The sequence below is a fragment of the Flavisphingomonas formosensis genome (genome assembly GCF_009755815.1).
GTDB classification, from domain to species: domain Bacteria; phylum Pseudomonadota; class Alphaproteobacteria; order Sphingomonadales; family Sphingomonadaceae; genus Flavisphingomonas; species Flavisphingomonas formosensis.
The window spans coordinates 166,837-193,807 of sequence record NZ_WRPK01000006.1 but is presented as its reverse complement, the minus strand read 5'-3'; the positions used below and the strand labels follow the sequence as shown (position 1 = coordinate 193,807).

The window sequence follows — 26,971 nt, the reverse complement described above, 5'->3', positions numbered from 1 at the left end:
GCACCGACGGCATCGATCTCATTTCCCCCGCCGCCTGCGAGGCCACGCCAGCTCACACCGATTCGGCTCGCACGACGGTCGAACAACGGCCCGGCGAGGCCACGCTGCAACGCACACTCGCGTTCGGGACGTTTACTATCCGGCTGGCCGTCAGGCGCACACCAGCCGCAGCGGTGCGACCCCGCCGTTCGGCGTTTCGCGCAAGCCCGCTTCGAAAAGACCGAGGCGGCGAATTTCGTCTAGCTCGAAGATACGAAGCCATTTTGACTGGAGCTCGATCAGCCCACGCGACCGCATTTCACGCAGGGTTCGGTTGACATGGACGGGAGTCAGCCCGGCCACGTCGGCAAGATCGATTTGAGTGAGTGGCATGGCAAACTGATCACCATAGGTCAGACCGCAAGCGTGAAGACGCGTATGAAACTCGCAGAACAGATGACTGAGCCGCTCTATCGCGGACTTGCGACCGAGATTGATGATCCAGTCGGACTGGCGGCGCTCTTGAGCGATCATCTCCGACCAGATCGCCGAGCGGATGTCCACATGCTGCTCACATTGTTGCCGGATCGCTGCGGCTGGGATGGCGGTCGCTCTGACGTTGGTGAGAGCAACCACCGGCTGATCGGGCAAAAAGTTCTGCATCCAGGCGAGTTCACACCAGTTGCCGGGCAGGAAAAGGGCGGTAATCTGACGGCGTCCATCCGGTAGCAGACGAAAGCGGCATGCCCAGCCCTCTTTCAGAAGGAAAAGGCGATGTTGCGCCTCGCCTTCCCGGGCAAGATATTGGTGCGCCCGGAAAAAGCTCGCGGTGCCGTCGACGCGGTCATGGCTCAGCATTGCCAATTGCTCCCCGTTATAGGCCCCCGACACGCAAAAAAGGCTGGGCGCGCGCGACGATAACAGCATCAACATAAGTTATAATGGGCCGTCAACTCACCTACGCGTTGCCTCGACTGGCCACCTCAGGCGCAGAGACCGCCGTAGGTCATGGCCATGCGTTTCGCCTGCTACTCCAACGTGTGGCCGACAAACCGGGTGCCTCCGACAGGCTCCAGTCCGATAACATAGGCTATTGCGATGACCGTTTCGGGTTACCGGGTCTGCACGCTGCCGTTCGCACTCTGCGCTCGCAAACGACCGGGAGCGGTGCCTGTACGCGCACTTCCAAGACCAATGCGTGAGATGCTGGGCCGGCGCCTTGGCCGAGCAGCGTGCCTGCTGACATGCTCGTCGCGCTAGAACCCATAGATGGAAATCAAATGCGACCCCTGAGAGACGATTCAACGCAACAGGGCGCGCCGTTCAGCAAGATCATTGCGCAAGGCCGTCGCAGCGACTCCGGCCTCACCCATCGCATGGCTGATCTGATCGAGCCCCCGCACGACGTCACCCGCCGCGTAAAGACCGGCTATGCTGGTACGCTGATGCGCATCGACGATGATGCAACCGTCCTCGCTCGTCGCCGCGCCGAGCGCGGACGCCAGGCCCGAACATATCTTCGATCCAAGCGCAGGGTAGACACTGTCGAAGGCAAGCTCGCCCGCCGCCGTGGGCACGATCAGATGAGTTCCATCGATACGAAGCTGCCCGCGCGGGCCATCGACCTGACGAATGCCAAGCTTACCAAGCGTTTCCCGCTCACCCGCTTCGAGACCTGACCCGCACTCCGGCACGATCAGAGTGACGTCCCTGCTGTACATGCGCAAGAAATACGCTTCCTTAAAGCCGTGGCTACCAGCACCTATGACGCCTATCCGCTTGTCCGTGACTTCATATCCGTCACAAATCGGACAATAGCGCAACAATCCTTGGGCGAGAGCTCTGTCGTGCGACGAAGCCTCGATGTCAGGGCGATGGTTGACCACGCCTGTCGCCAGCAGGACCGACCGGAAGCGGGTCTCCCCCGTTTCGGTGACCACAATGAAATCCTCGCCCGCCCGATCAAGCCGGATTACGCGCTGCCGCTCGATATGAGCGCCATAGCGCATCGCCTGACGGTGCATCCGGGCGATCAAATCGGCACCGCTGATTCCTTCGGGAAAGCCCGCATGGTTGAGCGTGCGCGGGATGGATGCGGCGCGGCTGTCGCCGCCGTCAAAAACCGTGGTTTCGAGATGGAAGCGCGCCACATAAATGGCGGCGGTCAGTCCGGCCGCTCCCGCCCCAATGATAGCGCAGTCCCGAATGCGTGGCATCGTGCAAAAATTGCCAATACGCCCTTTCGTTCCAAATCTCGAAAGCCACATATGGAGGTCAACCCGAACCGCAGTCATGCGTTCTCTCCGCCACTCAACGGAGGGATATGATGGTTCAGACCATGGCAGAGTGGATCGCTCCTGCCGCGACAATGATTGCGGCGATGATGACAGCCGCAAATCTCGGCGCGCGTTTCACGGGATGGGGCTTCGTCGTCTTTTTGATCGGCTCGCTATGCTGGTCGCTCGTGGGTTTTACCACCGGCCAGGCCAATCTGTTGACAACCAATATATTTCTCACGCTTGTCAACGCAATCGGAATCTGGCGCTGGCTCGGACGCCAGAGAGTCTATGAAGATGGCGGCAAATCTGCGGTCGTCGCGAGCTCGCGGTCCGCCGCGCCCACGCTGTTTTCCGCGACCTCGGTGTGCGGCTTCCAAATCGTCGACGAGCAGGGCGAGAAAATCGGCAAGGCGGTCGAAGCACTTCTGGAATGTGCCACCGGGCAGATCAGCTATATTGTCATAGCCTCTTCCGAGGGACCGGCAATTGCTGAAGCTCTGCGCGCCGTCCCGCGCGCAAGCGTAGCCTTCGGGTGCGAACAGTGGACGTTGCGGATCACAAAGGAGGAATTCGAAGCCCTGCCTCCTCTCGAGGACGGGGAGTGGCCGGCACATGCGCCGGCAAACGTTCGGAACGACGATCCAAGGCGATGACTTTGGCTACGCGGACTGAGCAGAGATGGCTATGCGACAATAGTTCAGCCTCATCTCAATCGCCTAATCCGCAAGCCAGAGCATCAAGATTGAAAGGAACTCGGAAGCTTCCTTTCCGTTCTGCAATGGAACATCCCATGAACATGAGATAGGCGGATATGGCCGATCAATTTGACAATCCGAAGCTCGACGACCACCCAGGATCGAACACCGTAAAAGACCCAAGCAATTGGGTGTCGGGTGACGATCCGATGACAGGTGCGCAGGCCTCTTATCTGGCCACTTTATGCGAGCAGCTGGGCGCGGAGCTGCCGCCGGGAAATCTTAGCAAGGCTGAAGCATCGCAGCGGATAGATGAGCTCAAGACGCAGCTGGCAGACCGATGAGCTTCCCGAGCGGGTTCGCAGCGGCCGCAAGAGCCCCAACCAACGCGATTCATTGGTCGATAGCCACGCAGTCGCGGGCAGCAGGAAGCTTTGGCCCTCACTGGAAGAGACAAAATCTTCCCTGATTACCCATAGCCGTCAGCGCTCGATGCATTGCCGACGTCGAGCGTGCCTCGCGCGGCCATTCCGGAAAAACGCATGGCCAATATCAGCCTGATCGCCGTCCGCCTCGCCGAAACGCTGATGCGAGGCGATCTCGTCTATATCGCAGACGAAGAATCGCAGGCAGAACAGCTTTCTGAGATGCTCACGGCGCTTGTCGGCGACGGGGCGATCATCTTCCTGCCGTCGAGCGATGCCTTGCCTGGCGACGACGCTCCGCCTTCTCCTGCCAATACCGGCCGACGCATGGCGGCTCTGCATCGCCTGAGAATGCTGCAGCAGGCGCCGCATCGCCCCCCGCTGGCTTGCCTGATGAGCGTGGAGGCGACGGTCCAGCACTATCCGCCGCCCGAACATTTCGACCGTGCTCCGCCAACCTTGCATCCCGGCGACACGCTCGAGGCCGGCATGTTCGAAACGCTGGTGGCTCGATTAGGCTATATCCAGGACGACCGGGTAGATGAACCGGGCGAGGTAGCCATTCGTGGCAATGTCATCGATATCTTTCCTGCCGATGCCGGCATGCCGGTGCGGATCGAGACAGGCGAAGGAAGGGTAACCGCGCTGCGATCCTATGAGCCAGGATCACAGCGCACCATCGCAATGCGCGACGCGCTGGAGATAGGCCGCGCCACCGAGCCCGCAGTGGATCCCACCATCCTGATCCTGCGCCACCTGAAACCGGGAAACATCGCCTTCGCTGCAAAGGTCGCCGCCCGGCGCAAGCGCCTGCTCGAACTGGCCGCCGACGCTCGGGGCGACGATGAGGGTGCCGGGATCGCGATCGAGGAGAAGCGATGGTCGGATGCGCTGGCAGATTGGTCCATCTTCTCGATTGATGAGACGGACATCGACCGGGTGCCATATTTTGCAGAGAGCCGATCACCAATCCTGGCTTTCACGCGGTTCGCACGGTCGATGATCGAACGCGGACGACGCTTGGTCGTCTCCGGCTCAGCGCGGGACCTCCGTTTTTTGCGCAGCCGCGTCTCCGACCGACTCGGTATCGAGATGGAAGAGGCTGGCTGTTGGAGCGACATCATGCAAATGTCGCCGGGCCGACATGCATTTCTCGAGATGGCGGGAGGCCGAGGCTTCACCGCGCCTGACCTCGTCCTGGTGACCGCGACCGACCTGCTTGGCAGTCGCGCGAGCGGTGCGCAGGAAGCGCTCAGATCTACAGCTGCAGGTCAAATCGCGACGGACATGCGCTGCGGCGACATGGTCATCCATGAAGATCACGGAATAGCGATAGTGGAGGGGTTGGAGGCAATGCCGGTGGAAGCCGGCGGCGGCGAAGCAATCGCCCTGCGCTATGCTGCCCAAGCGCGCCGACTGCTTCCGATCGATCAGGCAGCGCGATTGTGGCGATATGGCGCGCAGGCGGATGCCGTCGCGCTGGACAAGCTCGACGGTTCATCCTGGAAGCGCCGGCAACGCCAAATCCAGGCCGCTCTCCGGGAGAGTGCAACTGCTCTTGCGACACGCGCCCAGCAGCGTTCGGCGTGTCGCGCCCCGAAGATGGAGGCCGATCCCGCTGCTTATGAACGATTTGCAAGTGGGTTCGCCTTTACCGAAACCGAGGATCAAAGCCGGGCCATCGGAGCCGTCAGGGCGGATATGGCGAGCGGTTCGGCCATGGACCGGCTGCTCGTGGGCGACGTCGGCTACGGCAAGACGGAGATCGCCCTGCGCGCTGCCGCAATCTGCGTCCTGGCAGGCTATCAAGTCATGGTCATCGCCCCGACGACGGTGCTGATCGGTCAACATCTCGAGACGTTCAAGCGACGTTTCGAGGTGATCGGCGGAAACGTCTGCGGCTATTCGCGACTGACGGGCAACAGCGAGAAAAAGGAGGTGGAGGCTGCCCTTTCCGGCGGGTCCGCCTCGGTCGTGATCGGATCGACCGCGCTTCTTTCGAAATCAATTCGCCCAGCCAAGCTCGGCCTGATCATTGTCGATGAAGAGCAGCGCTTTGGGGCGGCCGATAAAGCGCAGCTCCGAAAGGCAGCCGATGTCCACATGCTCACCCTGAGCGCGACGCCGATTCCCCGGACGCTCCAGGCTGCGCTCGTTGGCCTTCAGCAGATTTCGATCATCGCGACACCGCCCGCCCGACGGCAGCCGGTCCGCACCAGCCTGGCCGGCAGAGACATGCAACCGGTCCGGACAGCCCTCCTCAGGGAGAAGAGCCGTGGCGGCCAGAGCTTTGTCGTCGTCGCCCGCATCGCCGACATGGCAGCGGTTCGCCAGCAACTCGAAGAGGCGGTTCCCGAGTTGCACATCGTCGAAGCGCACGGCAAAATGCCCGTGTCGGACGTAGATCGCATCATGGTCGCCTTCGCTGGCGGCAAAGGCGATGTACTGCTCGCCACCAACATTATCGAGGCGGGGCTCGACGTACCACGCGCCAACACGATGATCGTCTGGCACGCTGATCGCTTCGGTCTTGCTCAGCTGCATCAGCTGCGCGGACGGGTCGGCCGGGGTAATCGTCGCGGCCAGTTGATCCTGCTTGGCGCCCGTGACGGCTGCCTGAGCGACCAAACCGTCAAGCGGCTGCGGACACTCGCAACCTATGATCAGCTGGGAGCCGGCTTCGAGATCAGTGCCCGCGATCTCGATCTGCGGGGGGCTGGCGATCTCGTCGGGGAAACCCAGGCCGGACATATCAGGCTCGTTGGCATCGATCTCTATCAGGCCATGCTTCGGAAGGCGCTGCGCCAGGCGCGAGGCGAGCGCGTCGACGATTGGTCACCCGAGCTCAGGCTCGGCGCAACCGGCTTTCTCCCCGAGGATTGGCTGCCGGAGACTGATATCCGGCTGAACCTCTATGTCCGGCTTGCCCGTCTCGAAGGGATTGCCGAGCTTCAGGCGTTCGAGGAAGAGGTAATCGATCGCTTTGGTTCGCTGCCCGCCCCGGCGATGCAATTACTCTGTGCTGCACGGATTAGATTGCTCGCGCGCGGCCTCGGTATTGCGCGCATCGACGCGGGATCAACGACGATAGCTCTCACACTGCGCAAGGATCATTGCTGTACAATTTCTGTCGCCGACGCCGTAAAAAAACGCGATCGGCTCATTTTTACGGTGTCCGCGGATGAGCAATCACGGCTCACGACTGTCGAACATCTCCTCGAGTCGTTCATACCGACCTGATCGGCGGACGCCCTGCGCTGGATATCATTTCGTGCCCCTCTGCTCGGGAAAGCATGCCTTCCCGGCCAATACAATCGACGGCGCTCGCACATCCCCTTTTCAAGGGCCTCTTTTTCCCCGGAACAATCCAGCGCGCATGCTTGCTCACCCGATCGGCTTGGTCTCAGCCGGCTGACGGACATCCGATCGCTGATTATGGGCAACCCACCGTCACCGGCAAAAGCTTCGTCCTTACGCTTCCCGGCCACCGAACGATCGCTATTCGCGCTGCTGCCTTGCGCTCTCGGCTCCGGCAGCGGATGTTGGCGGCGTCGCTTTGAGGTATAGATAGGTAGGATCAAATTGTCCGATTCGATAAAGACGATGTCGATCCAGTATCTCCAGCCTTGATGCACGCAATAGACAGATATTCTCCTCGCGCAGGGTCCGCAGAACGCGATTGACGTGAATGCTGGTCAGCCCGGTGATCTCGGCCAGATCTCCTTGCGTGATCGGCAGGGCGCAAGTTCGGCCGTCGCTTAGCCCGATCGCCTGAAGGCGAGCATCGGTCTCAGCGAGAAAATGTGCGATACGGCCGACCGCCTCCAATCGGCCCAGCCGGAACAACCATTCCCGGTGCATCGCAGCGTCGAGCAGCGTGGCGGCCCAAAGTTTGCGGGCGAGCGTCGGATCGCTGTCCATGATCTGGCTCAGCTGGCTATGGGGAACGACGGCAATCAGCGCATCGGTGATCGTCGCGATCGAGTGGTCCAGAACGCGGAGGGGATAACCATGCAGATCAACGAAATCGCCAGGCACATGGAACGACACGATCTGACGATGCCCTTCGACATCGTCGATGTAGCGAATCATGAAACCCTCTACGAGCAACGTGCTTTGCCTCAGCTCCTCCCCGCGTTCCACGAGTGTCGTTCGCGCAGAGAGCCGTCGATGACGCGAAATGAGGCCTTCGAGACGATCCCGCTCGGCCTCGTCCAGCCGCTCGATGGAGCGCCCGCGGAGAAAATGATCCATGCTCCTCATATTAGGACAACTTGCGGACGCCAAAAGCGATCCGGCCGCTAACCTATGGAGCCGGCCGCCGCCGACTCATCGGCGTCGACTTGGTGAAGGAACGGCGCTTGCTCTCGATCAATCGACTGCGACATGGGTCGAGCGGCCTGCATGTTCGCTCGCTGATGCCCGCCGCGTCACTTCTGCTCGCCGCCGAAATTCTGTTTCTCGCGCATCCGCTTGCTCTGCACGGCAGCCTGGCTAGCCCGATGCCGTTGAGCAAGAAGAGGCAATCAAGCGACGAATATCGAGCCAACAGTGAAATCTAAGCGGATCGCTCAGAATCCTGCGGGAAAAGCGGTCTTTAGACGCGGTCCGTTCGCACTCCGAGCCGGATCAGTATGACGTTGATCGACTCATGTCAGGGCACAACGACATGGATCAGCCTCCCAAATCTTTGATGATTTTTCGCGGAACGTGCGGGACCGACGGACATTGCATCACAGTTTCCGAACGGACGGCGATCAAGGACCATGATCGTCAATGGTCGACGTTCAACATTTTGACGGAATTCACGATCCGAAAGGAGATAGCAGCAATGGCCAAGCCTCCCGCCAGCCCACCCTCGTCCGACATCGACGGCGTCGACCGCGACGGTCGTCCTGGACTGGTATCCCGAGATACGCGGCCCGATCCGGGGCGAGCGTTGAAGACGGCGCAGGAGCTTTCAGCCGGCCGGCCGAAACAATCGCCGCCGCTCGGGGAATCGGCAGAAGAGACAGCGCGAAAGCGCAGGCGTTGATCGGCTCGCGACAGAACCCAAGCGCGCTACACACCCAAAGAAGCGAAAGATAGGCGACCCTGCCCGACATCGCCGCCTTGCCGTCGCTCCCAGCGCGTGGAGCGATCCCCAGAAAGCTCGCGGTCGCGAATTGCACACAGAAGGCGATTTGGGGGGTGAAGCATAGCGTGGGGAACGGCTCGACGCCGGTCGACGCCTTGCAATTGCCTCCGACCGCTGAGGCTCCGCTATTTTGAGCTGATCTGCGTTCACGCGCCAAGCGGTCGCACGTTCATATCGCCATCGTCAGTGCAGACGTCCGGTCCCTCATCTTGCCAAGGCGAATGCAACCGGCGCTGACGCCCGCAACCTTTGCAGCTTCGACCGGTTGAGAGGCTGTCCCATCGAAGACACCGAGGCTGGTATGAAGATCGAAAAGCGAACCGCGCGAACAGAGAAGAAGCCGTCTGTTCCACGCCCGGGGAACGACCGATGGCGAGATGCTACCATAGCGGCGGCATGAAGCATGGAGAAGGATGCGTCATCGACCGAGGAGACCGGCGAGCACAGGCCTGATGCGGCGCTTACACGCCACGAACGACACGATGTCGACGAACGCAGAGCACGCTCGCCCAAAGTCCTTCACGAAGTGGTGCGCCTTCAGGGCGAGGAAGAGCTCGCACGTCCGTTATCGGCCCTGCTGCTTTCAGGATTGGCCGCGGGCTTCGCCATGACGCTCTCCCTGCTCAGCGAGCTCTTTCTGCGGATGCGCTTGCCGGATACGAACTGGGCTCCTCTCATCTACATGCTCGGTTATCCGGTCGGATATCTGATCGTCATTATGGGACGGTTGCAGCTCTTCACCGAGACGACCGTCACCGCGGTCCTACCCGTCGCCCGAGCTCCGACCGCAGCCAATCTCGGCCGATTGATGCGATTATGGTGCAGCGTGCTGTCCGCCAATCTCGTTGGGGTTTCGTTGATCAGCGCCCTGATGGCCGCAGAGGTGATAGTTTCCCACGAGCAGCGGATCGCGGCCATCGACATTCTCCAGAAGCTCGAGGTGCAAGATGGCCTGCACACGCTCACCCTTGGTATACCCGCCGGCTTCCTGATGGCATCAATCGCTTGGCTTCTGCCAAATGCCCGTGGCAGCGAATTCTGGGTGATCGGCCTCTTGACCTATGTCATCGCGATTGGCGGTTTCAGTCATGTCGTCACCGGAACATCGCAGGCGAGCTTTCTCTGGCTGAGCGGCCGGATGAGCTTAAGCGAAGCTCTGATCGAGTTCACCTTGCCTGCGCTCGCGGGCAATATCATCGGGGGAACGGGTCTTTTCGCTGTGCTTGCCCATGGTCAGATCCGCGGAGACATCGCATCGTCGAAATGATCAAGGCCCGCGTCTCTCGCTCATCCCTCGGGACCAGTCCAACGTAGAGCGGAATCACGGTGAAAAATGGGCGCCATGGTCCTCACGTCCGTCTACACAATGGGCTGCAAGCCAGCCAGCATGACATGCGCGAAACAGGGTGGGCAACTCGGCGCGCCGCAGCCATGGAAGACCATCCAGCCGGAGCCGCTTCGCGACGGAAGCGCACTATATCAAAGCCGATCCGGACCGCGGCCGCGTTTCAGGTCCTAGATCAAGCTGCGTGATATGTGGGTCGCACTGCTTGCTCTAAGCCTTTGTGCTCGCATCGTTTGCGCGGAAATCCGGTTCCCACTCTTCCGCGCGATGCTCTAGCCGTCGGTTGAAGCGATCAACGCGATATATCGGGCTACGTCATGGGAATCATATCCGCAGGAAAGGATCATTTCCTCGAGTTCCGCCTTAGTCAGCTGACCTTCCCTATAGGCGGAAATCCAGCGCCGGATCTTCAGAAGATCCTCATCTCCTATCTCGGACATGCGAACGAACGGCATGACAAACCCTTCTTTGTCCCGGTCATCGTTTACCGACCATGTCCTTGGTCGCAGCGACAAGGGTTCGGATTTCGAGCCGGCGCGCCGTATTCAGCGGGCGCCATCTGGCGGCAACTTTGACCGAGCTTGCTCGTCGATCGCGGCCGTAGCGCTGTCGAGCTTGATCTCATCTTTCTCACGCTTCTGCGCTTCGGCGGCGCGGCCGGCGTCCCCATGCAACACATCCATGCTGTCGGCTTCCCGATCCAGCGTATCGCTGGGATTTTTGGCGGCGCCTTTCGGCTGATGTCGTGTCGAGATGTTCTCTTGTTCTGCCATGTGCATGTCCTTCGTATCGTGAAAGCCTATGATGCATCGCGCAAAGATCTCGACTATTCGCAACCGCGGGTGCGAGGCATCGAGCATCTTCTGGGCGACAACTCAAATAGCGCCGTTTGGCGCAACTCGGCCAAATTGTGGATACGCAGCCACTTCGACTGGAGCTCGACCAGGCCCCGCAAGCGCATTTCGCGCAGGGTTCGATTGACATGGACCGTGGTCAGGCCCGTAATGTCGGCGATGTCTATCTGGGTCAGCGGCATAGCGAACTGCTCGCCGAAAGCGAGACCACTCGCGCCCAAGCGCAGATGGAGTTCGCAAAACAAATGGCTGAGCCGCTCGATTGCCGAACGGCATCCGAGCGTGACGATCCAATCGGTTTGCCGGCGAATTTGCGCGACCATCTTTGACCAGAATGCCGAACACACCTCTCGCTGACGCTCGCACTTGCGCAAGATCAACCAGCAGGGCACGGCGGTGGCCCGAACGTTGGTCAGCGCAATGACCGGCTGATCTGCCGGCTCTCCCTGCATCCAGCCGAGTTCGCACCAGTCTCCGGGTACGAAGAGGGCCGTAATCTGCCGCCGACCGTCAGAAAGCAGGTGGAAGCGATAGGCCCAGCCTTCCGTGAGCAGCAGGATCCGCTCTTGCTCCTCGCCCTGACGTGCGAGATATTGTTGCGGCCTGAAGACACTTGTCACGCCATCAAAACTGGCCTGGTTGAGCATGCCGATGCTCCTGCTGGTTCCTCAGATCGAAGCCATGCCCCGATTTGTCCGCGATTGACGTAAGCCGCGCGGTGGACGGCGCCCCTTCGCCTCGCGCCCGAGTAGGGCGAACACCAGACGACCTTATCGCCTACGAGCCTCGTCCCCTGAATCTGAGTCTGGAATGCCCGGAATCGTTGCGATAGTGGCTAACATAAGCTGAGGCATGGTCCGTTGATGCGCCGGCAGGCCCGCCGTGCCTATGAATGAGGCTGGCCACGAGAGCCTTTTATCACGCACCGCCGCTTTCCTCATCCATGCCAAGTTCGTTCTCCTCGTCCCTGTCGAGTTGACGGCTGATCTCCTCGCTGATGAGGTCGAGTTGTTCGAAGCTGGCAATGACTTCCAGGCGCTCGCCGTCATCACTTGTCAATGTCAGCAAATACCCCTCCGACTCACGGGCGATTTGAAAGGCAGAGAGCGTGTTGGGCATGACGATGTCTCCATGATTGGGCCGCTTGCTTCCAAGTGGAGAGGGCAAGGGCGGTTGGGCGCTCGGCTGATTATCTAATCGCTCGTGCGATCGCAGCCATATGATCCGATCGTATGCCATCCAGCCCGCTTCCCTTACCGGCATCGAAGCTGCAGCGAGCGCGGGCATGAAGCTGCATGAGGCAGCTACCGGTCAATGAATTTGGAAAAGCGGCTCTCTTGTCCATCCGACGTCTTCTCCTGGTAGAGAAAGGCAATTTTCGAACGATCGAAGATACGGAAAAACTCCTCCCATGCGATCTCCACCAGATTGTCTTCCGGCGAGCCATAGTCGATACGCAGCACGCCACCATCGCCACCCTTCGTGCGGATCACGGCAGGCCTGCCACCCCGCGCCTCCACCCACTTGCGGATCGTTGCATGGTCCGTCGTCTGCTTGGCTTCCGACATCGCTCTCTCCACCTGGCGGCCTTCGGTTGCAGGCACAATGGTCGAGAGCGCGAAGGGAAGCAGAAGAATGGCGCCGCTCGACAACATAGGCTAGGATGACATCGCTTTGCACTTGTGCCGCGATCCATATGGCTCAACGCACCATCGCAAGATGGCAGCAAGCCTTGGTACGACATTACCTCCGGTGGCCAATATACGTTGTGGCTCAGTGACATTCGGTTTGGAGTTTCGGAATCCTTGTCCATGGCAGTCGCCCGGATCGATAGAATATCGCTTCACCGTCGATCGCAGGATCCGCGACCATATTGCGCTATATCCGATACTGATGGGCGGATCATTCCGCTATGATGCGACAATATCTCGCCCGTAGATGCGATCCAGCACCTGCGCCGAGCATAGATAATGTTCGGCATCGCGGTCGAAGGCCGGGGAGGATGCCAGCGCGAGCGCCCATGATAGCACGGCACGTCCACCCCAGGCGTCCGGCGGCATCGCCAGGGGCTGCGATGTCGTGCCCGACAGGCGCTCGGCGGAGAAGTCGTAGAAGGATCCATTGACGTTGCGCAGCCGCGCTCCGCCTGCGTCACCGAAGAATTCCGCCTCGATTACCGCTTCGCAGCCGGCGTTCAACCGCCACGAACAGGCGAGCCGCACTTCCACGCCGCCTGCGTTGAACTGCGCCACGGCATAATCTTCGACTTGGCCTGCAACCAGTGGCCGCCCGCCGGCCATGAGTCGTGCATCCACCGCATCGACTGGCGGAAATCCCAGGATCCAGAGAGCGAGATCGACCAAGTGGACACCAAGATCGATGACACATCCCCCGCCGGATAATGCGGGATCATAGAACCAGTCCTTGTCGGGGCCATAAGCGTTGTGAAATGTCAGATCGATTGCGAACAGTCGGCCCAGCGCGCCTTTGCGGACAAGCGCCGCGATCTGCCGCACCGCCTCGGCGTGGCGATAGGAGAGATCGAGTCCGAGCAGGCGATCCGCCGTGCGCGCCGCGTCCACGACCGCCCCGACTTCCGCAGCGCTGCGGCCGAGCGGCTTCTGGCAGAATGTGGCAACTCCCGCTTCCAGCGACCGGATCGCCTGTTCGGCGTGCAATGCGCTCGGCGTTGCGATCACGACGGCATCGAGCTTGAGGGAGAGCATCTCGTCCAGCGAACCGACCTGCGCCGCTCCAGGGGCCAGCCGGGCGGCGTGCGCCAAGCATTCGGCCGAGGTATCGCACACCGCGACGGCTTCTGCCGCACCACTGGCAAGCAACGTCTCCATGCGATGGCGGCCGATCCAACCGACTCCCAGGAAACCGATCCGCGGTATCACCTCATCATTCTCCTAACACGCGGAAAGATCCGACACCGGAGGAACTGCAAGCCACCGTCGCTCAAGACGTGATGAATGCCGTTCAGTCCGTGGCTGCCCTGTGCTTGGTCGTGGTGACCCGCAGCTCGGCTTTGATCGCGTCGATGCAGCGACTTTCCGTATCCTCGACAAGGATCGTCACCGTCGCATGGCTGCGGCCGGACAGCAGCTCGTCGGTCAGCAGCGGACAGGCAAGCGTGCGCGCATGATCCAGTCCATCCTGCTTGTCACGAACCATCATACCGTGCGTATCCAGTTCGGAGCCGCTGCCATTCACGACGTGAAAATAATAGCGCTGCATGTTCATGGTCTCACGCCTGTCGATCCTTCGGCGGATTAGCGCCGGCCCGTACCATTCAGGACAGACGGATCAGTGCCTTGACGAACCCCTCGGGATGATCGCGCGTCATATCGAGCGCCTCCCCCAGCCGGTCCAACGGGAAATCATGGGTATAGAGCGGCGAGGGGTCGAACCGACCGGCGACGACGGCGTCAACCGCCCGGGCGGTCCCGTCCGCATAGCTTGTGGGATCGCGTTCATGCGCATTCACCACGTCGAGGCCGCGCCAGTTCCACAGCTGCATGTTGACCTGCCGCGGCCCATCCTGGTGATAACCCGCGAGGATGAGCCTCCCCCTTTCGGCAGTAAGTTCTCCAGCGAGGTCGAGCGGCCATTGTTTGCCGACTGCCTCGATAACCCGCTCGCAAAGATGCCCGCCGGTAAGTGCGTTCACAGTATCAATAATGTGAAAATGCTCATCCATGCGGATCGTCTCCGTGGCGCCGAAGCGACGTGCCAGCGCCAGCGAAGAATCCCGGCGCGAGATCGCGATCACGCGCGCACCCGCCTCGCTTGCCAGTCGGGTCAACAGCGCTCCCAGGAAGCCTATGCCGATGATGCACACCGTCTGGCCAGGCAGTATCTCGCTGCGCAGGAAGATGTTCATGGCGCATCCGAGCGGCTCGCCGGGAAACGGGGCTCGCGCCAGTGCATCGGGCAATGGTACGACGGCGCTTTGCTCGGCCACGTCGAATTCGGCGTAGCTGTTGTGCGACAAGGTCGCGACGCGTTGGCCGATGCGGATCGCGTCCACGCCTTCTCCCACCTCGTCGACGATGCCCCAGCCTTCATGGCCGAGCGCACCCGGCGCCGTCGGGAAGCGCATCCAGTCCGGCCCTGCCCACGGCGCCAGGTTGGAAGCGCATACGCCGCACCCTTCCAGCCTCACCCGAACCTGGCCGACACCGGTGGACGGCACGGGAATATGAACCAGTTCGACGCGACCCGGGGCGGTGACGACCGCCGCGCGCATGACCGGGCTCGTCATCCTGCGGACTCCTGACGAACCGCGGCAAGTCTCGCAGGCTGCTCAGCGATGAACGCGGCCAGCGCGGCATGAGCGGCATCGTCCGTCATCTGGACCGGCGGGTGCTTGCAGAACCAGGCGGATGCGGGAAGAATCGCACCGCCGAGCCCCCGATCGAGCGCCAGCTTTGCGCAACGGATCATGTCGATCGCGACACCAGCCGAATTGGGACTGTCCTCGACGGAGAGCCGCAATTCCAGGTTCATTGGAACGCCGCCGAACAATCGGCCCTCCATGCGCAGGAAGCAGACCTTGTTGTCTTTCTGCCACGCGACATAATCGGATGGTCCGACATGGATGTCGTCATCGTCGATCCGAACTTCGGCGACCGCCTGCACCGCCTCGGTCTTGGAGATTTTCTTGGACGACAAGCGCGACCGGTTGGTCATGTTGAGAAAGTCTGTATTGCCGCCCGTATTGAGCTGATAGGTGCGCTCGAGCTTGACGCCGCGCTTGGCGAACAAGTCGGTCAATATCCGGTGGACGATAGTGGCACCGAGCTGGGCTTTGATGTCGTCACCAATCACCGGCACGCCTGCCGCGGCGAATCGTTCGGCCCAACCTTCGTCGCTCGCGATGAACACCGGAATATTGTTCACCAGCGCCACACCGGCTTCCAATGCGCATTCCGCGTAGAATTCCGTCGCTCGCTGGGATCCCACCGGAAGATAGTTGAGCAATATGTCGACCTTACGTTCGCGTAGCGTGCGGATGACGGATGCGCGGGTTGCTTCCGGCAGATCGGCGGGGCGGAAGCTACGCTCCTCCGGATGTTCGGCCATATGATCGGCAATCCCATCCAGGATCCGGCCCATCTCGACGATCGTGCCGGTCGGATCGACCCGTTCACAGAATCGCGCCGTGCAGTTGGGCGATGCGAATATGGCATCCGTGACATCGCGCCCCACCTTGCGATAATCGACATCCCAGGCTGCGGCCACGCGGATATCGCCAGGCTGATAGCCTCCGAGATCGACATGCGTGAGACCGATCATGTCGTTTGCGCCGTCGCGATAATGGGACAGGCCCTGAACCAGCGAGCTGGCACAATTGCCGACGCCAACGATGGCTATCCTGATCGCTCGAGGCGCGGTTGCAGGCATGTGATCTTCCTTCTTCTTCAGGCGCTGAACGCGGCGGGCCGGGAGACACTTGCCGGTGCGTATCGATCGATCATCCAGGCGCAAAAATCGGCAAAGCCCTGTGCTTCGCGTGGCGGGCTCGTATGGTGGGGAGCGAGGCCGAGATGCTCGGGCGTGAAGCAGAAGGTGACGGTCAGCTCGAAATCGGCCAACGCCTCCATCTGCCGATCGAACCAATCGAGCGCGCCCGGCCGGAAACTGTCAGCCCAGCTGAGCCCGGTGCGCAGGTGACGCACGCCCAGCCGCTTCATCCAGGTCACCGCATCGTCCAGGCGCGGATCCTCGAAATGGAACCATTGCATGAGGCCCATCCGGCTTGCGACCTTCGCGTAAGCCTGCAGCGCCGGCTTGGGACTTCCGTCCTCGCGAAGGAGCCCCATGTAGAAATGACGGTAGTAGCTCGATCCCTCGGCCTCGCGGTGGCGGGTGGTCGCGCCCCAGCTTTGCGGGAGATCATAGAGCGAGTACCAGAAGATCCGCGGTACGCGGCCGATCAGCAGCTCCGCCGTCCGGTTGAAACCGAATAGCTGCACCTCGTCAGCGCCAAAGGAACCGACACCGACCTCCGTCACCCAGACCGGCTTGTCGGGAACCACCGCCTCGATCTCCGCCACCTTGGCCGGCCAGGCGTGGATGGGCCACAGATTCCAGTCGAGAGGAAAGCCGTGGACGGCAACCACATCCACGGCGTCGAGCGCGCCCAGGTCGCGCATCCGCGATGTCCACGCCGGGTCGATCGGGGACATGCCGCCAAGCACCCTTGTCATCGCCGGATTAACGTCGGCGATCGCGGCTCCGGCGCGGATCACCAGGTCAGCGTAGAGCGCCCATTCCGGGTCGAGCTCCGGATCCCAATGGGACTTGTTGTTGGGCTCATTCCAGATCATCGCCGCTTCGATCATCGCGCTTCCTCCTGACCTCTGGCCGGGTAGACCGCGCCAGCGCCCGCCCCGCGTCCAGCGAACGGAATTTCGGCGACGCGGCACAAATAGACTTCCTCCTCGGGCCTCGCCTCGATCGCAAAGCCGGCAGAGCGGAGCATGGCTTCGCTGCAGGCCCGGTTCGGCGCCCACCAGTTCGTCCAATCATGGGCATATTCGCGCTCGATGAAATGCATGCGGGGATAGCCCGGATCGTCGAAAAAGGCCGGTGGCTGCGTCGTCCCGGGAACATGGAAAGGATGATCCTCGGGGATGTTCGCGATCGTATCGCCGCCCCGCTGCATCGTCTGGAAGAGCAGTTTTTCGCCTGCGACGTGCTCGCGAATGAGATCGAGCGCGAGCAACGGGTGCCGCAAATGGTAAAGCACACCCATGAAGATCACGAGATCGAAGCGTCTGCCCAATTGGGCGACGTCATAAACGGACAGCTGCTCGAAGCGGATATCGGCATAACCGAGCGCTGCGGCGGCGAAGCGGCCCTGCCGCAGATAATGCTCGTCGGAATCGATGGCCACCACCTCACCGGCCCCGCGTCGCTTCATCTCCATGGCATAGAAGCCTGCGTTGCAGCCGATATCGAGGACCGAGCAGCCGCCGAGGTCCTGAGGCAGGGCGTCGGCGAAACGGGCGAACTTCACCGCGGGATAATCGCCGAGAAAATGATCGGGTGCGGTCCAAACCCCGTCGATCTCGATATTGTGGAACCAGGGACCGAGCGCTTCGATCATCGCTCTGGTGTCCTGTCGCGAGGATGACGCGGCGGATGTACTGCCCGGCGTCATGCCGGCACCCGGTTCAGCGTGACCACGCGGCCACCCCAATTGCCGATATCGACCATGCTGAACGATGCCGGTTCGATGTCGAACCGCAGCATATGATCGAGATCCAGGCCGAGATAATGTGCAATCAACCCCCGGATCACATCGCAGTGGCTCACGCACAGCAGCCCGGCGACCTCGTCCATCCGCGCCTCGATATGGCTCCGCGCGCGCTCAACCACCGCCTGCATCCTTTCGCCGCCTGGCGGTGCCGTGCATGATCGCCGCTCGTTCCACGCGATCCAGTCTGGCTCGCGGGCAAGATCGGCGAAGCGCTTTCCGGTCCAGTCCCCGAAATCGATCTCGTCCAGCGCATCCACGATTTGCACCTCCAGCTTGAGTTGATCGGCGATGATGCCGGCGGTTTCGCGGGTTCGCCGCTGCGGGCTACAGTGGACCGCATGGATCGGAGCGCCGCGAAGCGCCCGGGCGAGCCGCCGAGCCTGACCGCGGCCGCCGGCACTGAGGCCGGCACCGCCAGAGCGGCCGGTGAGCACGTCTCCGATGAGGTCATGAGGAGCGTGGCGCGCCAGATAGAGCCTCATTTCCGGCGCCGCACATTTAAAAGCATCAACATAGATGCTTGCCCAACACTGATCAAACGCCGGCAGTTCCGATTGAGCTTTTTCTTTCGTCGGATGAAGCAACCCAGGATGGTTTTGAATAACCTGGATCATGATTGAGATAGTTAAACAGGAACAAGATGAAGAAGATGCTGTTCCTGGGAGCTCGATCTCCAAACATTTGTAAGGACGCGGTAATGGAGCGTGTACTGGTCACCGGCGGCGCAGGATTTATTGGCCGGTCGGTCTGCTCCGAACTGCTCCGACGAGGCTATGCCGTACGGGTTCTCGACAGCCTCGTCGAGCAGGTTCACGGCGATTGTGCGCGGCCGGCCGATCTTCCTCTCGAGGTCGAGCTGATCAACGCGGACGTACGCAACGGTCATGCCGTCGGAAAAGCGCTGGCGGGTATCGACAGCGTCATCCATCTCGCAGCCGAGGTCGGCGTCGGCCAGTCGATGTACGAGCTCGAGCGCTACACATCAGTGAACGATCTGGGCACTGCCGTGCTGTTCGAACGGCTGATCGACCGACCGGTGCGGCGCGTCGTCACCGCATCCTCGATGAGCATCTATGGCGAGGGTCTCTATCGCGATCAGGACGGGGCGCTCGTCGAGGATGCCGAGCGGCAGTCAGCCGGCGACGACGGTCGCGGCTGGGATCCTCTCGATGCTCATGGCCGCCCCCTCATTCCGCTGGCCACACCCGAATGGAAACGGCCGAGCCTTGCGTCCATCTATGCGCTTAACAAATATGTTCAGGAACGAACGACCCATATCATGACGGCGCCCTACGGCATGGAAGGCGTCTGCCTGCGCCTGTTCAATGTCTATGGTCCTGGCCAAGCTCTTTCCAATCCCTACACAGGCGTGCTCGCGATCTTCGCCTCCCGCCTGCTCAATGGCCAGCGACCGATGATTTTCGAGGATGGCGCACAGCGACGCGACTTCGTCCATGTCGCGGACGTCGCCCGCGCCTTCGCCGACGCGCTGGCCCTGCCGGGATTGGCGGGCGGCAGCTTCAACATCGGATCCGGCCAAGATCGCTCGGTGACCGAGGTCGCGCTCGAGCTGGCTAAAGCGATGGGCAAGGACGCAGTCGAACCCGATATCGTGGGCAAGGGCAGAGTCGGCGACATACGGCATTGCTTCTGCGACACCAGCAAGGCGGAGCATCACCTCGGCTTTCGCGCGCAACAGGATTTCGGGGTGGGCCTGGCAGAGCTCGCCGAGTGGGTCGCCCGCCAGACTGCGGAAGACCGGGTTGGCGAAGCCCGTGCCCAGCTCGAGGCAAGAGGACTCGTGGCATGAGCGATGACGCGAAAGACACGCGGCCGATCCTCGTCACCGGCGGCGCCGGCTTCATCGGCTCCAACATAGCGGACCGGCTGGCCGGCGAGGGTCACGACGTGATCGTCTACGACGCGCTGTCGCGCGAAGGGGTGAAAACCAATCTCGACTGGCTTCGCGCACGGCATGGGGCGAAGATCATCGAGGTGGTTGCCGATGTCAGGGATGCGGGTGAGATCGGTCGCGCCGCACGCGAGGCAAAGGCAGTGTTCCACCTCGCGGCGCAGGTCGCCGTAACGACGAGCCTTGACGATCCGCTCGAAGATTTCAGCATCAATGTCGAAGGCACGCTGAACGTGCTCGAGGCCTTGCGCAGCCTCCCTTCCCCTACCCCAGTCCTTTTTGCCTCGACCAACAAAGTCTATGGCGATCTTGCCGATGTGGCGCTGGAGCGGGGCGAACATGGCTATAGTCCGGTGGATCCGGATCTGGCCCGGTCCGGCGTCGGCGAGAACAGGCCGCTCGAATTTCACACCCCTTATGGCTGCTCGAAGGGGGCGGCGGATCAATATGTGCTGGATTATGCCCGCAGCTTCGGCCTGCGCAGCGCGGTGCTGCGTATGAGCTGCATCTATGGGCAGCGCCAGATGGGCACGGAGGATCAGGGCTGGGTCGCCCACTTTCTGCTGCGCGCGCTCGCCGGCCAGCCGATCACCCTCTTTGGAGACGGTCATCAAGTGCGGGACATCCTGGAGGTTGCGGACGCGGTCTCGGCCTATGTTGCTGCGTGGAAGAGGATCGACCACATCGCCGGACGCGCCTTCAATCTCGGTGGCGGTCCCACCAATGCGGTCAGCCTCCGAACCCTCGTCGAACATATCGAGGCGCTCGTCGGCCAGGACGTCGAGCTCCGGTTCGCGGATTGGCGCGCCGGCGACCAGCGCTACTTCGTCGCAAATACGCAGGCAGCCGATGCGGCGCTCGAACTGGGTCCGAAACGCCCTTGGCGAGACGGTGTCGCGCGGCTTGCTGAGTGGTTCCGCGACGATCGCGCGCTGCGGGCCGCGTCGCCTTCCCGCCCATTGGCCGCCGCCGCGCGATGATCCGCCATCTCCTGATGACAGCCGACGCGGTGGGAGGTGTCTGGCAGTATGCCGCCGAACTGGCGCGCGCGCTCGTACCCCATGGCTGGCGGACCAGCCTGCTGGTCGGCGGCCCGCCGCCCACCACGAAGCAGCGCAGCGCTTTCGGCGGCATTGCCGGCGCGGCGTTGATCGAGACCGACATCGTTCTGGACTGGCTGGCCAGCGACAAGGATGCCGTCTTGCGGGCGGGCGCGCGGACAGCGGAGCTCACCGCTGAACTCGGTGCCGACCTCGTCCATCTCAACAGCCCCGCCCTCGCCGCGGCAGGCGGCTATCGCGTGCCAGTCGTCACCGTGCTGCACAGCTGCGTCGCGAGCTGGTGGCGGGCGACGCGCAATGGCCCGCCGCCCGAGGATTTCGTTTGGCGCACGACACTCGTCGCCCAGGGCCTATGTCAGGCGGCTGAGATCGTCGTGCCGTCTCGTGCATTCGGCGAGGTAGTCCAGCAGATCTACGGGCTGCGCACACGTCCCCGCGTCGTGCACAATGGCCGTACACCGCTGACCCGTCAGCCGCTCGACATGGCAGACTTCGCCTTCACCGCCGGCCGCCTTTGGGATGCGGGCAAGAATGCGGTCCTGCTCGACCAGGCGGCTGCTCGGCTTCCAATACCATTCAAGGCGGCAGGACCGGTTCGCGGTCCGCAGGACGAAGTAGTGGAGCTCGACAACCTGGCATTGCTCGGCTCGCTGGACGAAAGCGCGCTGGCCGGCTGTCTCGCCGCGAGGCCCGTCTTCGTCTCCGCCGCCCGCTACGAGCCCTTCGGGCTTGCGGTGCTCGAGGCGGCCTCGGCGGGTTGCGCACTCCTGCTGTCCGACATAGCCACATTTCGAGAGCTTTGGCAGGACGCCGCGCTGTTCGTGCCCGACGACGACGCAGATGCTGTCGCGGCAGGCGTTGCGCGGCTCATCGACGACAGGCGATTGCGGCTATCGCTCGGCAGCCGGGCAGCAGCAGCAGCCCGGCGCTACACGCCGGCCTCCATGGCAGAAGCCATGGCCACTCTCTACGCAGCACTCCTGGCGACGCCCACGTCTGCCGTCGAGCGGAAAAGCGCGGCATGAACATCGTCTATTTCACTCACTCGCTGAGATCCTGCTGGAACCACGGCAATGCGCATTTTCTACGCGGGGTGCTGCGGGAACTGATCGCCCGCGGCCACCATGTGCGCGCCTGCGAGCCGGAGAGGAACTGGAGTCTCGACAATCTCCTGGCCGATCATGGCGAGAAGGGTCTGGAGAGCTTCCACAGCAGCTATCCAGACCTGCAGCCATGCGCCTATGCGGCGGGCGAGGATCCGGTCGCGCTGGCGCAGGATGCCGATCTCGTCATCGTTCATGAATGGAACGACCCGACATTGGTTGCGGCGCTGGGTGTAGCGCGCCAGCGCGGCGGCCGCTTCACCCTTCTCTTCCATGACACGCATCACCGTGCCGTAAGCGAACCAAACGCAATCCGCGCCTTCGATCTCTCCGCCTATGACGGCGTACTGGCGTTCGGCGAGGCACTTGCCGACGTCTATCGGCGCTGGGGCTGGGCCAACCGCGTGTGGACCTGGCACGAAGCCGCCGACACGCACCATTTCCATCCGCCAGCGGAGCCGACCGAACGCCACGGCATCATATGGATCGGCAATTGGGGAGACGATGAACGTACGAGGGAGATCGGCGATTATCTACTTCGGCCAGCGGAGGCGGCCGGCATGCCCCTCGACATCTATGGCGTGCGCTATCCACCTCAAGCCATTCGCACGCTCTTGCGACACCATGCCCGCTATCATGGCTGGGTCCCGAATGCGCGCGTGCCCGAACTTTTCGCGCGTCATCTTGCGACGGTACATGTGCCGCGCCGCTATTACGCCACCGTCCTTCCTGGCATCCCGACGATACGGGTGTTTGAGGCATTGGCATGCGGCATACCGCTCGTCACCGCTCCTTGGTCCGACAGCGAGCGGCTGTTTACGCCTGGCGAAGATTTCCTGGTTGCGCACAGCGGCGCCGAGATGACGCGGCACCTACGCGCGCTCACGGCCGATGCAGCATTGCGCGCGCACCTCATCTCACATGGGATCGCGACCATTCGCGAACGCCATAGCTGTGCTCACCGAGCCGGCGAGCTGCTCACCATCGTCGCCGGGCTGCGTCCGGCCAGCGTCGAGCCGCAAAGGAATTTGGCATGAAGATCGCCTTTTACGGCTCCAGCCTGCTCTCCTCTTACTGGAACGGGGCCGCCACCTATTATCGCGGAATCCTCAACGCTCTCGCAGACCGCGGCTACGCGATCAGCTTCTACGAACCCGATGTGCTCGATCGTCAGCAGCACCGGGATATCGACCCGCCCGACTGGGCACGCGTGATCGTCTATGAGGCAACGCCGGAGGCGATGCGGCGCGTGCTGGCTGAGGCCGCCGACGCGGATATCGTCGTCAAGGCCAATGGCGTCGGCATATTCGATCGCGAACTGCTCGAAGGGATCATCGCGCACGCGCAGCCGGACGCACTGCGGGTCTTCTGGGACGTTGACGCTGCTGCCACCCTCGATGAGATGCGGATCTCGGCTGATCATCCCGTGCGAAGCGCCCTGCCTCAACTCGATCTTGTCCTCACTTATGGCGGCGGGCCTCCCGTCGTCGACGCCTATCGCCGCTTCGGTGCGGCGGACTGCATCCCGGTCTATAATGCACTCGATCCGGGGAGCCATTTCCCGGATGCCTCGGACGATCGCTTCGCAGCCGATCTCGCATTTCTCGGCAACCGTCTCCCGGACCGGGAGGCTCGCGTGGAGGAATTTCTGCTTCGGCCGGCCGAACGGCTCAAAAAACGGAGTTTTCTCATCGGCGGCAGTGGCTGGGATGCGCGGCCTCTGCCGCCCAATGTGCGACATTGCGGCCATGTCTACACCTATGAACATAACCGCTTCAACTCGACGCCGCGCGCCTTGCTCAACGTCGCTCGCGAAAGCATGGCGCATGTCGGCTTCTCGCCGGCGACCCGGATATTCGAGGCTGCTGGCGCAGCTGCCTGCCTGATCACGGACGTCTGGGAAGGGATCGAACTGTTCCTCCAGCCAGGAACCGAAGTGCTCGTCGCCCGCGACGGAAAGGATGTCGCGGACCTGCTCGAGGCGCTGACGCCGGAGCGCGCCCGATCGATCGGAGAGGCCGCGCGTAGGCGCGTCATGTCCGAACACAGCTATTCTCTGCGCGGCGCACAAGTTGACGCAATATTCTCAACACTTCGCGCGCGCGCGAGGGTTGGCGTATGAAGATCGTCGTCTTCGGCCTTAGCCTGTCGTCGTCCTGGGGAAACGGCCATGCCACGACATTCCGTGCGCTGTTGGCGGCGTTCGCGGCGCGCGGCCACGAAATACTCTTCCTGGAGCGCGACCAGCCCTGGTACGCCGCCAATCGCGACCTTAGTACGCCCCGCTACTGCCGGCTGGCTTTCTACGGTGCGCTCTCGGAACTCGAGCGCTGGCAAGACGAGATCGCGACTGCCGATGCAGTAATCGTTGGATCCTATGTACCAGATGGAATCACAGTGGGTCGCTTCGTGCAGCAACATGCACGGGGCATTACCGCATTTTACGACATAGATACGCCCGTGACTCTTGCTCATCTTTCCACCGGTGATTGTGATTATATCTCCCCTGACCTGATACCAGGCTATGATCTCTATCTTTCATTCACCGGCGGACCAACGCTGGATTGGATCGAGCGGACCTATGGCGTGGCCGCCGCGCGTCCGCTTTATTGTTCGGTCGACATCGACGCCTACCGACCGCTCGCCGTACCCCGGCGCTGGGATCTCAGCTATCTCGGCACTTACAGCGCCGACCGTCAACCCGCGCTGGAGGCCCTGCTGCTCGAGCCCGCCCGTCGCCTACCGCATAGGCGCTTCGTCGTCGCCGGTCCGCAATATCCCACAAACATGAACTGGCCGCAAAATGTCGAGCGCATCGAACATCTGCCGCCAGCCGCCCATCCGGATTTCTACAGCGCATCGCGCTACACGCTGAACATCACGCGGGCTGACATGGTTCGTGCCGGCTGGTCGCCGTCGGTGCGGCTGTTCGAAGCCGCCGCCTGCGCCACGGCCATCATCTCGGACATCTGGCCCGGCATCGAGACGGTACTGCTGCCGGGGCGGGACATCCTTCTCGCACGGGACAGCGACGATGTCGCGCATGCGCTGGAGAGCAAGGAGGAGACCCTAGGCCTCTGTGCCAGGGAAAGAGTGCTGGCCGGACACAGCTCCGCCCGGCGTGCGGAACAACTCGAGACGTGGCTCGGCGAAGCGTGCGGCACCCTTCCGCTCGCGCGGGCAAGTTGAGCGACAGTAATAAAGGATGGTCGATGACGAATGCTAAGCAGCCTCTTGCCCTGGTCGCCGGCGGCGCCGGCTTCATCGGATCGCATCTGTGCGCCGCCCTGCTCGATCGTGGCTTCTCCGTGCTCTGTCTCGACAATCTGCAGACGTCACGTCCGGTCAATGTCGAAAATCTGGCGCGACACCAGGGCTTTCACTTCATCAAGGCCGATATCACCGCCCCCTTGCCGCGCACGGTGCTGGATCGGTCGGACGCGATAACGCGCATCTACAATCTCGCCTGCGCTGCTTCGCCGCCGCAATATCAGGCGGATCCTGAGCACACGATGCTCACCAACGTCCTCGGCACTGATCGACTGCTGCGCCTTGCCGAACGAAGTGGTGCGCGTTTTCTTTTGACGTCGACCAGCGAAGTCTATGGCGATCCGGAGACCCATCCGCAAAAGGAGGATTATCGCGGCTGGGTGAACTGTACGGGGCCCCGCGCCTGCTATGATGAAGGCAAGCGGGCAGCCGAGGCAATGAGCTTTGATTTCGCCCGGCTAGGACGTGCTGATGTTCGCGTCGCGCGCATCTTCAATACCTATGGACCGCACATGCATCCGGATGACGGACGCGTCGTGTCCAATCTCATCTGCCAGGCGTTGTCGGGACGCGACATTACCATCTACGGGGACGGCAGCCAGACGCGAAGCTTTTGCTATGTGTCGGACATGGTCGACGGTCTCATCAGGCTGATGGAAACGGACGGACTACCGTCCGCACCGATAAATCTTGGCAATCCCGAAGAATATTCGGTCAACGAACTTCTCGAGCAGATACTGGGACTTGTCGAGACAAGCGGCGAGACCGTCTACCGCCCGCTGCCGGTCGATGATCCGCGCCGCCGTCGGCCGGACATTGCCAGTGCCCGGCGATGGCTGGGCTGGGCGCCGCAGGTTCCACTCGCGGACGGGCTCGCCTCGACATGCGACTGGTTCGCCGCAGAACTTGGCTGCTCCGGCCTTGCAGCCAGTGGTGCAGGCGCGCGCCGGACCATGCCCCTCGCGGCTGTGCGCTGATGCGCTCCGCTTCAGCGTATGCGGAGGAAAGGAAAGTGATCGCGAATATGACGATTGAAGAAACGGCCTTTGGAACGCGCTTTCTGCAACGCAGCAGCCTTGTCTGCCGGAACACCGAGATAGACGTAACGACGACCGCTCAGAAATTCGATCTCCAACCGGGCTACGTCCGGAAGATAGTTGAAAGCGCGAATGACTGACGACGGCATCTCCGGCAAACGCTCCAGCGGCGGATCGGATGCTTGCGACGCCGCCTCGCCGCAGCCCCGTGCTCGGCAATCCACGACAGACGCTGGCACGGTCGCGCGCTCAGGGGCGGCGTGCGCTCTCGGCCGGCGGCATGGGTTCGCCGGCACGGTGCGGCATCGCCTGCGCCTGCGAAGATGGCAGCACTGCCGGCCGCTGGGCCTCGCCCGCGTCCGTCAGCGCATTCTGGACAGCGACATCCGAACTGCCAGCCTGGCCCTCGCGTACCGCGTCGGCCCGATTGGCCAAAACCGCCGCTGCAGCGGAATCGCTCTGTTCCGCCGCACGATCGAGCCGATCGGCAGTATTATCCGCTCGGGAATCGGGATTGCTTCCACATGAGGCAAGGGTCAGAAACAGCAAATATCCCGGCACTCTCATGCTACGCTCCATTTTGACCAGCGCTATCCCTACGGCG

29 protein-coding genes are annotated in these 26,971 nt (G+C 62.1%); 14 read left to right on the top strand and 15 right to left on the bottom strand.

Annotation, left to right across the window (positions count from 1 at the left end; all coding sequences use genetic code 11):
* Window positions 1–150 precede the first annotated feature (150 nt).
* On the bottom strand, window positions 151–837 hold the full coding sequence (locus GQY20_RS17655) for a Crp/Fnr family transcriptional regulator (protein WP_157218446.1): 687 nt from the start codon (window positions 835–837) through the stop codon (window positions 151–153).
* A gap of 443 nt (window positions 838–1,280) precedes the next feature.
* Window positions 1,281–2,195 carry an NAD(P)/FAD-dependent oxidoreductase gene (locus GQY20_RS17650; protein ID WP_157218633.1) on the bottom strand — a complete coding sequence of 305 codons (915 nt, stop codon included), beginning with the start codon at window positions 2,193–2,195 and terminating at the stop codon, window positions 1,281–1,283.
* A gap of 110 nt (window positions 2,196–2,305) precedes the next feature.
* On the opposite strand from GQY20_RS17650, the gene GQY20_RS17645 reads away from it, so the two are divergent.
* The 3 genes from GQY20_RS17645 (at window position 2,306) to GQY20_RS17635 (ending at window position 6,618) form a co-directional block, all read left to right on the top strand.
* A complete protein-coding gene (locus GQY20_RS17645) occupies window positions 2,306–2,911 on the top strand; it encodes a PRC-barrel domain-containing protein (protein ID WP_232476127.1) in 606 nt (201 codons plus the stop codon).
* A gap of 158 nt (window positions 2,912–3,069) precedes the next feature.
* The gene (locus GQY20_RS17640; protein WP_157218445.1) at window positions 3,070–3,297 is read left to right on the top strand and encodes a DUF3072 domain-containing protein; all 228 of its coding nucleotides are present in this window, start codon (window positions 3,070–3,072) and stop codon (window positions 3,295–3,297) included.
* A gap of 198 nt (window positions 3,298–3,495) precedes the next feature.
* Window positions 3,496–6,618, top strand: a complete 3,123-nt coding sequence (locus tag GQY20_RS17635; RefSeq protein WP_157218444.1) for a TRCF domain-containing protein — start codon at window positions 3,496–3,498, stop codon at window positions 6,616–6,618.
* Between the two features lie 258 nt (window positions 6,619–6,876).
* On the opposite strand, the gene GQY20_RS17630 is transcribed toward GQY20_RS17635, so the two are convergent.
* Window positions 6,877–7,632, bottom strand: coding sequence for a Crp/Fnr family transcriptional regulator (locus GQY20_RS17630; protein ID WP_157218443.1), 756 nt, complete (start codon window positions 7,630–7,632; stop codon window positions 6,877–6,879).
* 20 nt (window positions 7,633–7,652) lie between these two features.
* Between GQY20_RS17630 and GQY20_RS17625 the strand changes: the two genes are divergently transcribed.
* From GQY20_RS17625 to GQY20_RS17615, 3 genes are all read left to right on the top strand, one after another.
* Window positions 7,653–7,940 carry a hypothetical protein gene (locus tag GQY20_RS17625; protein WP_198351034.1) on the top strand — a complete coding sequence of 96 codons (288 nt, stop codon included), beginning with the start codon at window positions 7,653–7,655 and terminating at the stop codon, window positions 7,938–7,940.
* A 107-nt stretch (window positions 7,941–8,047) separates the two neighbouring features.
* Entirely contained in the window at window positions 8,048–8,413 is a 366-nt protein-coding gene (locus GQY20_RS17620; protein ID WP_157218441.1) for a hypothetical protein, read from the top strand.
* A 505-nt stretch (window positions 8,414–8,918) separates the two neighbouring features.
* Window positions 8,919–9,782, top strand: a complete 864-nt coding sequence (locus GQY20_RS17615; protein ID WP_157218440.1) for a formate/nitrite transporter family protein — start codon at window positions 8,919–8,921, stop codon at window positions 9,780–9,782.
* A 623-nt stretch (window positions 9,783–10,405) separates the two neighbouring features.
* On the opposite strand, the gene GQY20_RS17610 is transcribed toward GQY20_RS17615, so the two are convergent.
* The 11 genes from GQY20_RS17610 to GQY20_RS17560 all read right to left on the bottom strand — a co-directional run bounded on the left by GQY20_RS17610 (window position 10,406) and on the right by GQY20_RS17560 (window position 18,661).
* Window positions 10,406–10,633 (bottom strand): hypothetical protein, encoded by a 228-nt coding sequence (locus GQY20_RS17610; protein ID WP_157218439.1) that lies wholly within the window; start codon window positions 10,631–10,633, stop codon window positions 10,406–10,408.
* A 53-nt stretch (window positions 10,634–10,686) separates the two neighbouring features.
* Window positions 10,687–11,361, bottom strand: coding sequence for a Crp/Fnr family transcriptional regulator (locus tag GQY20_RS17605; RefSeq protein WP_157218438.1), 675 nt, complete (start codon window positions 11,359–11,361; stop codon window positions 10,687–10,689).
* A 271-nt stretch (window positions 11,362–11,632) separates the two neighbouring features.
* A complete protein-coding gene (locus GQY20_RS17600) occupies window positions 11,633–11,833 on the bottom strand; it encodes a hypothetical protein (protein WP_157218437.1) in 201 nt (66 codons plus the stop codon).
* A gap of 185 nt (window positions 11,834–12,018) precedes the next feature.
* Window positions 12,019–12,282 carry a hypothetical protein gene (locus GQY20_RS17595; protein WP_157218631.1) on the bottom strand — a complete coding sequence of 88 codons (264 nt, stop codon included), beginning with the start codon at window positions 12,280–12,282 and terminating at the stop codon, window positions 12,019–12,021.
* A gap of 342 nt (window positions 12,283–12,624) precedes the next feature.
* Complete coding sequence (locus GQY20_RS17590; RefSeq protein WP_157218436.1) at window positions 12,625–13,614, bottom strand: Gfo/Idh/MocA family protein; 990 nt, start codon at window positions 13,612–13,614, stop codon at window positions 12,625–12,627.
* Between the two features lie 82 nt (window positions 13,615–13,696).
* Window positions 13,697–13,960: a DUF6894 family protein gene (locus GQY20_RS17585; protein ID WP_157218435.1), complete on the bottom strand. Its 264-nt coding sequence runs from the start codon at window positions 13,958–13,960 to the stop codon at window positions 13,697–13,699.
* 49 nt (window positions 13,961–14,009) lie between these two features.
* The gene (locus tag GQY20_RS17580; protein WP_198351033.1) at window positions 14,010–14,981 is read right to left on the bottom strand and encodes an MDR/zinc-dependent alcohol dehydrogenase-like family protein; all 972 of its coding nucleotides are present in this window, start codon (window positions 14,979–14,981) and stop codon (window positions 14,010–14,012) included.
* Entirely contained in the window at window positions 14,978–16,123 is a 1,146-nt protein-coding gene (locus tag GQY20_RS17575) for an inositol-3-phosphate synthase (protein ID WP_157218434.1), read from the bottom strand. Before GQY20_RS17575 ends, GQY20_RS17580 begins: the two co-directional genes overlap by 4 nt.
* Before the next feature lie 17 nt (window positions 16,124–16,140).
* Entirely contained in the window at window positions 16,141–17,064 is a 924-nt protein-coding gene (locus GQY20_RS17570; protein WP_157218433.1) for a glycoside hydrolase 5 family protein, read from the bottom strand.
* Window positions 17,061–17,831: a TIGR04290 family methyltransferase gene (locus GQY20_RS17565; RefSeq protein ID WP_232476126.1), complete on the bottom strand. Its 771-nt coding sequence runs from the start codon at window positions 17,829–17,831 to the stop codon at window positions 17,061–17,063. Before GQY20_RS17565 ends, GQY20_RS17570 begins: the two co-directional genes overlap by 4 nt.
* 50 nt (window positions 17,832–17,881) lie before the next feature.
* A complete protein-coding gene (locus GQY20_RS17560) occupies window positions 17,882–18,661 on the bottom strand; it encodes a histidine phosphatase family protein (RefSeq protein WP_232476125.1) in 780 nt (259 codons plus the stop codon).
* Between the two features lie 20 nt (window positions 18,662–18,681).
* Here GQY20_RS17560 and GQY20_RS17555 point away from each other — a divergent pair, with 20 nt between their 5' ends.
* Genes GQY20_RS17555 through GQY20_RS17525 form a run of 7 tightly spaced genes read left to right on the top strand, consistent with a single transcriptional unit; the run spans window position 18,682 to window position 26,307 of the window.
* Window positions 18,682–19,794 carry an NAD-dependent epimerase/dehydratase family protein gene (locus tag GQY20_RS17555; protein ID WP_157218431.1) on the top strand — a complete coding sequence of 371 codons (1,113 nt, stop codon included), beginning with the start codon at window positions 18,682–18,684 and terminating at the stop codon, window positions 19,792–19,794.
* Window positions 19,791–20,876, top strand: coding sequence for an SDR family NAD(P)-dependent oxidoreductase (locus GQY20_RS17550; RefSeq protein WP_157218430.1), 1,086 nt, complete (start codon window positions 19,791–19,793; stop codon window positions 20,874–20,876). Before GQY20_RS17555 ends, GQY20_RS17550 begins: the two co-directional genes overlap by 4 nt.
* Window positions 20,873–21,982, top strand: coding sequence for a glycosyltransferase family 4 protein (locus GQY20_RS17545; RefSeq protein WP_157218429.1), 1,110 nt, complete (start codon window positions 20,873–20,875; stop codon window positions 21,980–21,982). The genes GQY20_RS17550 and GQY20_RS17545 overlap by 4 nt, the downstream gene beginning before the upstream one ends.
* Window positions 21,979–23,097, top strand: a complete 1,119-nt coding sequence (locus GQY20_RS17540; protein WP_157218428.1) for a CgeB family protein — start codon at window positions 21,979–21,981, stop codon at window positions 23,095–23,097. The genes GQY20_RS17545 and GQY20_RS17540 overlap by 4 nt, the downstream gene beginning before the upstream one ends.
* Window positions 23,094–24,182, top strand: a complete 1,089-nt coding sequence (locus GQY20_RS17535) for a CgeB family protein (RefSeq protein ID WP_157218427.1) — start codon at window positions 23,094–23,096, stop codon at window positions 24,180–24,182. The genes GQY20_RS17540 and GQY20_RS17535 overlap by 4 nt, the downstream gene beginning before the upstream one ends.
* Complete coding sequence (locus GQY20_RS17530) at window positions 24,179–25,249, top strand: CgeB family protein (protein ID WP_157218426.1); 1,071 nt, start codon at window positions 24,179–24,181, stop codon at window positions 25,247–25,249. The genes GQY20_RS17535 and GQY20_RS17530 overlap by 4 nt, the downstream gene beginning before the upstream one ends.
* Before the next feature lie 23 nt (window positions 25,250–25,272).
* Window positions 25,273–26,307 carry a UDP-glucuronic acid decarboxylase family protein gene (locus GQY20_RS17525; RefSeq protein WP_157218425.1) on the top strand — a complete coding sequence of 345 codons (1,035 nt, stop codon included), beginning with the start codon at window positions 25,273–25,275 and terminating at the stop codon, window positions 26,305–26,307.
* Between the two features lie 11 nt (window positions 26,308–26,318).
* Here the strand turns inward: GQY20_RS17525 and GQY20_RS17520 are convergent, their stop codons facing one another.
* Window positions 26,319–26,516 carry a KTSC domain-containing protein gene (locus GQY20_RS17520; protein ID WP_157218628.1) on the bottom strand — a complete coding sequence of 66 codons (198 nt, stop codon included), beginning with the start codon at window positions 26,514–26,516 and terminating at the stop codon, window positions 26,319–26,321.
* Between GQY20_RS17520 and GQY20_RS32200 the strand changes: the two genes are divergently transcribed.
* Window positions 26,500–26,895 (top strand): hypothetical protein, encoded by a 396-nt coding sequence (locus GQY20_RS32200; protein WP_198351055.1) that lies wholly within the window; start codon window positions 26,500–26,502, stop codon window positions 26,893–26,895. The two genes, GQY20_RS17520 and GQY20_RS32200, sit on opposite strands and share 17 nt — an antisense overlap.
* Window positions 26,896–26,971 lie beyond the last annotated feature (76 nt).

Excerpts from the sequence above, each read along its gene's own strand:
- GQY20_RS17605 (WP_157218438.1), bottom strand. The coding sequence starts at position 11,361 with ATGCTCAACCAGGCCAGTTTTGATGGCGTGACAAGTGTCTTCAGGCCG.
- GQY20_RS17595 (WP_157218631.1), bottom strand. The coding sequence starts at position 12,282 with ATGTCGGAAGCCAAGCAGACGACGGACCATGCAACGATCCGCAAGTGG.
- GQY20_RS17640 (WP_157218445.1), top strand. The coding sequence starts at position 3,070 with ATGGCCGATCAATTTGACAATCCGAAGCTCGACGACCACCCAGGATCG.
- GQY20_RS17575 (WP_157218434.1), bottom strand. The coding sequence starts at position 16,123 with ATGCCTGCAACCGCGCCTCGAGCGATCAGGATAGCCATCGTTGGCGTC.
- GQY20_RS17650 (WP_157218633.1), bottom strand. The coding sequence starts at position 2,195 with ATGCCACGCATTCGGGACTGCGCTATCATTGGGGCGGGAGCGGCCGGA.
- GQY20_RS17620 (WP_157218441.1), top strand. The coding sequence starts at position 8,048 with ATGGATCAGCCTCCCAAATCTTTGATGATTTTTCGCGGAACGTGCGGG.
- GQY20_RS17580 (WP_198351033.1), bottom strand. The coding sequence starts at position 14,981 with ATGACGAGCCCGGTCATGCGCGCGGCGGTCGTCACCGCCCCGGGTCGC.
- GQY20_RS17610 (WP_157218439.1), bottom strand. The coding sequence starts at position 10,633 with ATGGCAGAACAAGAGAACATCTCGACACGACATCAGCCGAAAGGCGCC.
- GQY20_RS17655 (WP_157218446.1), bottom strand. The coding sequence starts at position 837 with ATGCTGAGCCATGACCGCGTCGACGGCACCGCGAGCTTTTTCCGGGCG.
- GQY20_RS17630 (WP_157218443.1), bottom strand. The coding sequence starts at position 7,632 with ATGGATCATTTTCTCCGCGGGCGCTCCATCGAGCGGCTGGACGAGGCC.
- GQY20_RS17550 (WP_157218430.1), top strand. The coding sequence starts at position 19,791 with ATGAGCGATGACGCGAAAGACACGCGGCCGATCCTCGTCACCGGCGGC.
- GQY20_RS17645 (WP_232476127.1), top strand. The coding sequence starts at position 2,306 with ATGGTTCAGACCATGGCAGAGTGGATCGCTCCTGCCGCGACAATGATT.
- GQY20_RS17565 (WP_232476126.1), bottom strand. The coding sequence starts at position 17,831 with ATGATCGAAGCGCTCGGTCCCTGGTTCCACAATATCGAGATCGACGGG.
- GQY20_RS17535 (WP_157218427.1), top strand. The coding sequence starts at position 23,094 with ATGAAGATCGCCTTTTACGGCTCCAGCCTGCTCTCCTCTTACTGGAAC.
- GQY20_RS17520 (WP_157218628.1), bottom strand. The coding sequence starts at position 26,516 with ATGCCGTCGTCAGTCATTCGCGCTTTCAACTATCTTCCGGACGTAGCC.
- GQY20_RS17615 (WP_157218440.1), top strand. The coding sequence starts at position 8,919 with ATGGAGAAGGATGCGTCATCGACCGAGGAGACCGGCGAGCACAGGCCT.
- GQY20_RS17540 (WP_157218428.1), top strand. The coding sequence starts at position 21,979 with ATGAACATCGTCTATTTCACTCACTCGCTGAGATCCTGCTGGAACCAC.
- GQY20_RS17570 (WP_157218433.1), bottom strand. The coding sequence starts at position 17,064 with ATGATCGAAGCGGCGATGATCTGGAATGAGCCCAACAACAAGTCCCAT.
- GQY20_RS17525 (WP_157218425.1), top strand. The coding sequence starts at position 25,273 with ATGACGAATGCTAAGCAGCCTCTTGCCCTGGTCGCCGGCGGCGCCGGC.
- GQY20_RS17545 (WP_157218429.1), top strand. The coding sequence starts at position 20,873 with ATGATCCGCCATCTCCTGATGACAGCCGACGCGGTGGGAGGTGTCTGG.
- GQY20_RS17555 (WP_157218431.1), top strand. The coding sequence starts at position 18,682 with ATGGAGCGTGTACTGGTCACCGGCGGCGCAGGATTTATTGGCCGGTCG.
- GQY20_RS32200 (WP_198351055.1), top strand. The coding sequence starts at position 26,500 with ATGACTGACGACGGCATCTCCGGCAAACGCTCCAGCGGCGGATCGGAT.
- GQY20_RS17530 (WP_157218426.1), top strand. The coding sequence starts at position 24,179 with ATGAAGATCGTCGTCTTCGGCCTTAGCCTGTCGTCGTCCTGGGGAAAC.
- GQY20_RS17600 (WP_157218437.1), bottom strand. The coding sequence starts at position 11,833 with ATGCCCAACACGCTCTCTGCCTTTCAAATCGCCCGTGAGTCGGAGGGG.
- GQY20_RS17635 (WP_157218444.1), top strand. The coding sequence starts at position 3,496 with ATGGCCAATATCAGCCTGATCGCCGTCCGCCTCGCCGAAACGCTGATG.
- GQY20_RS17585 (WP_157218435.1), bottom strand. The coding sequence starts at position 13,960 with ATGAACATGCAGCGCTATTATTTTCACGTCGTGAATGGCAGCGGCTCC.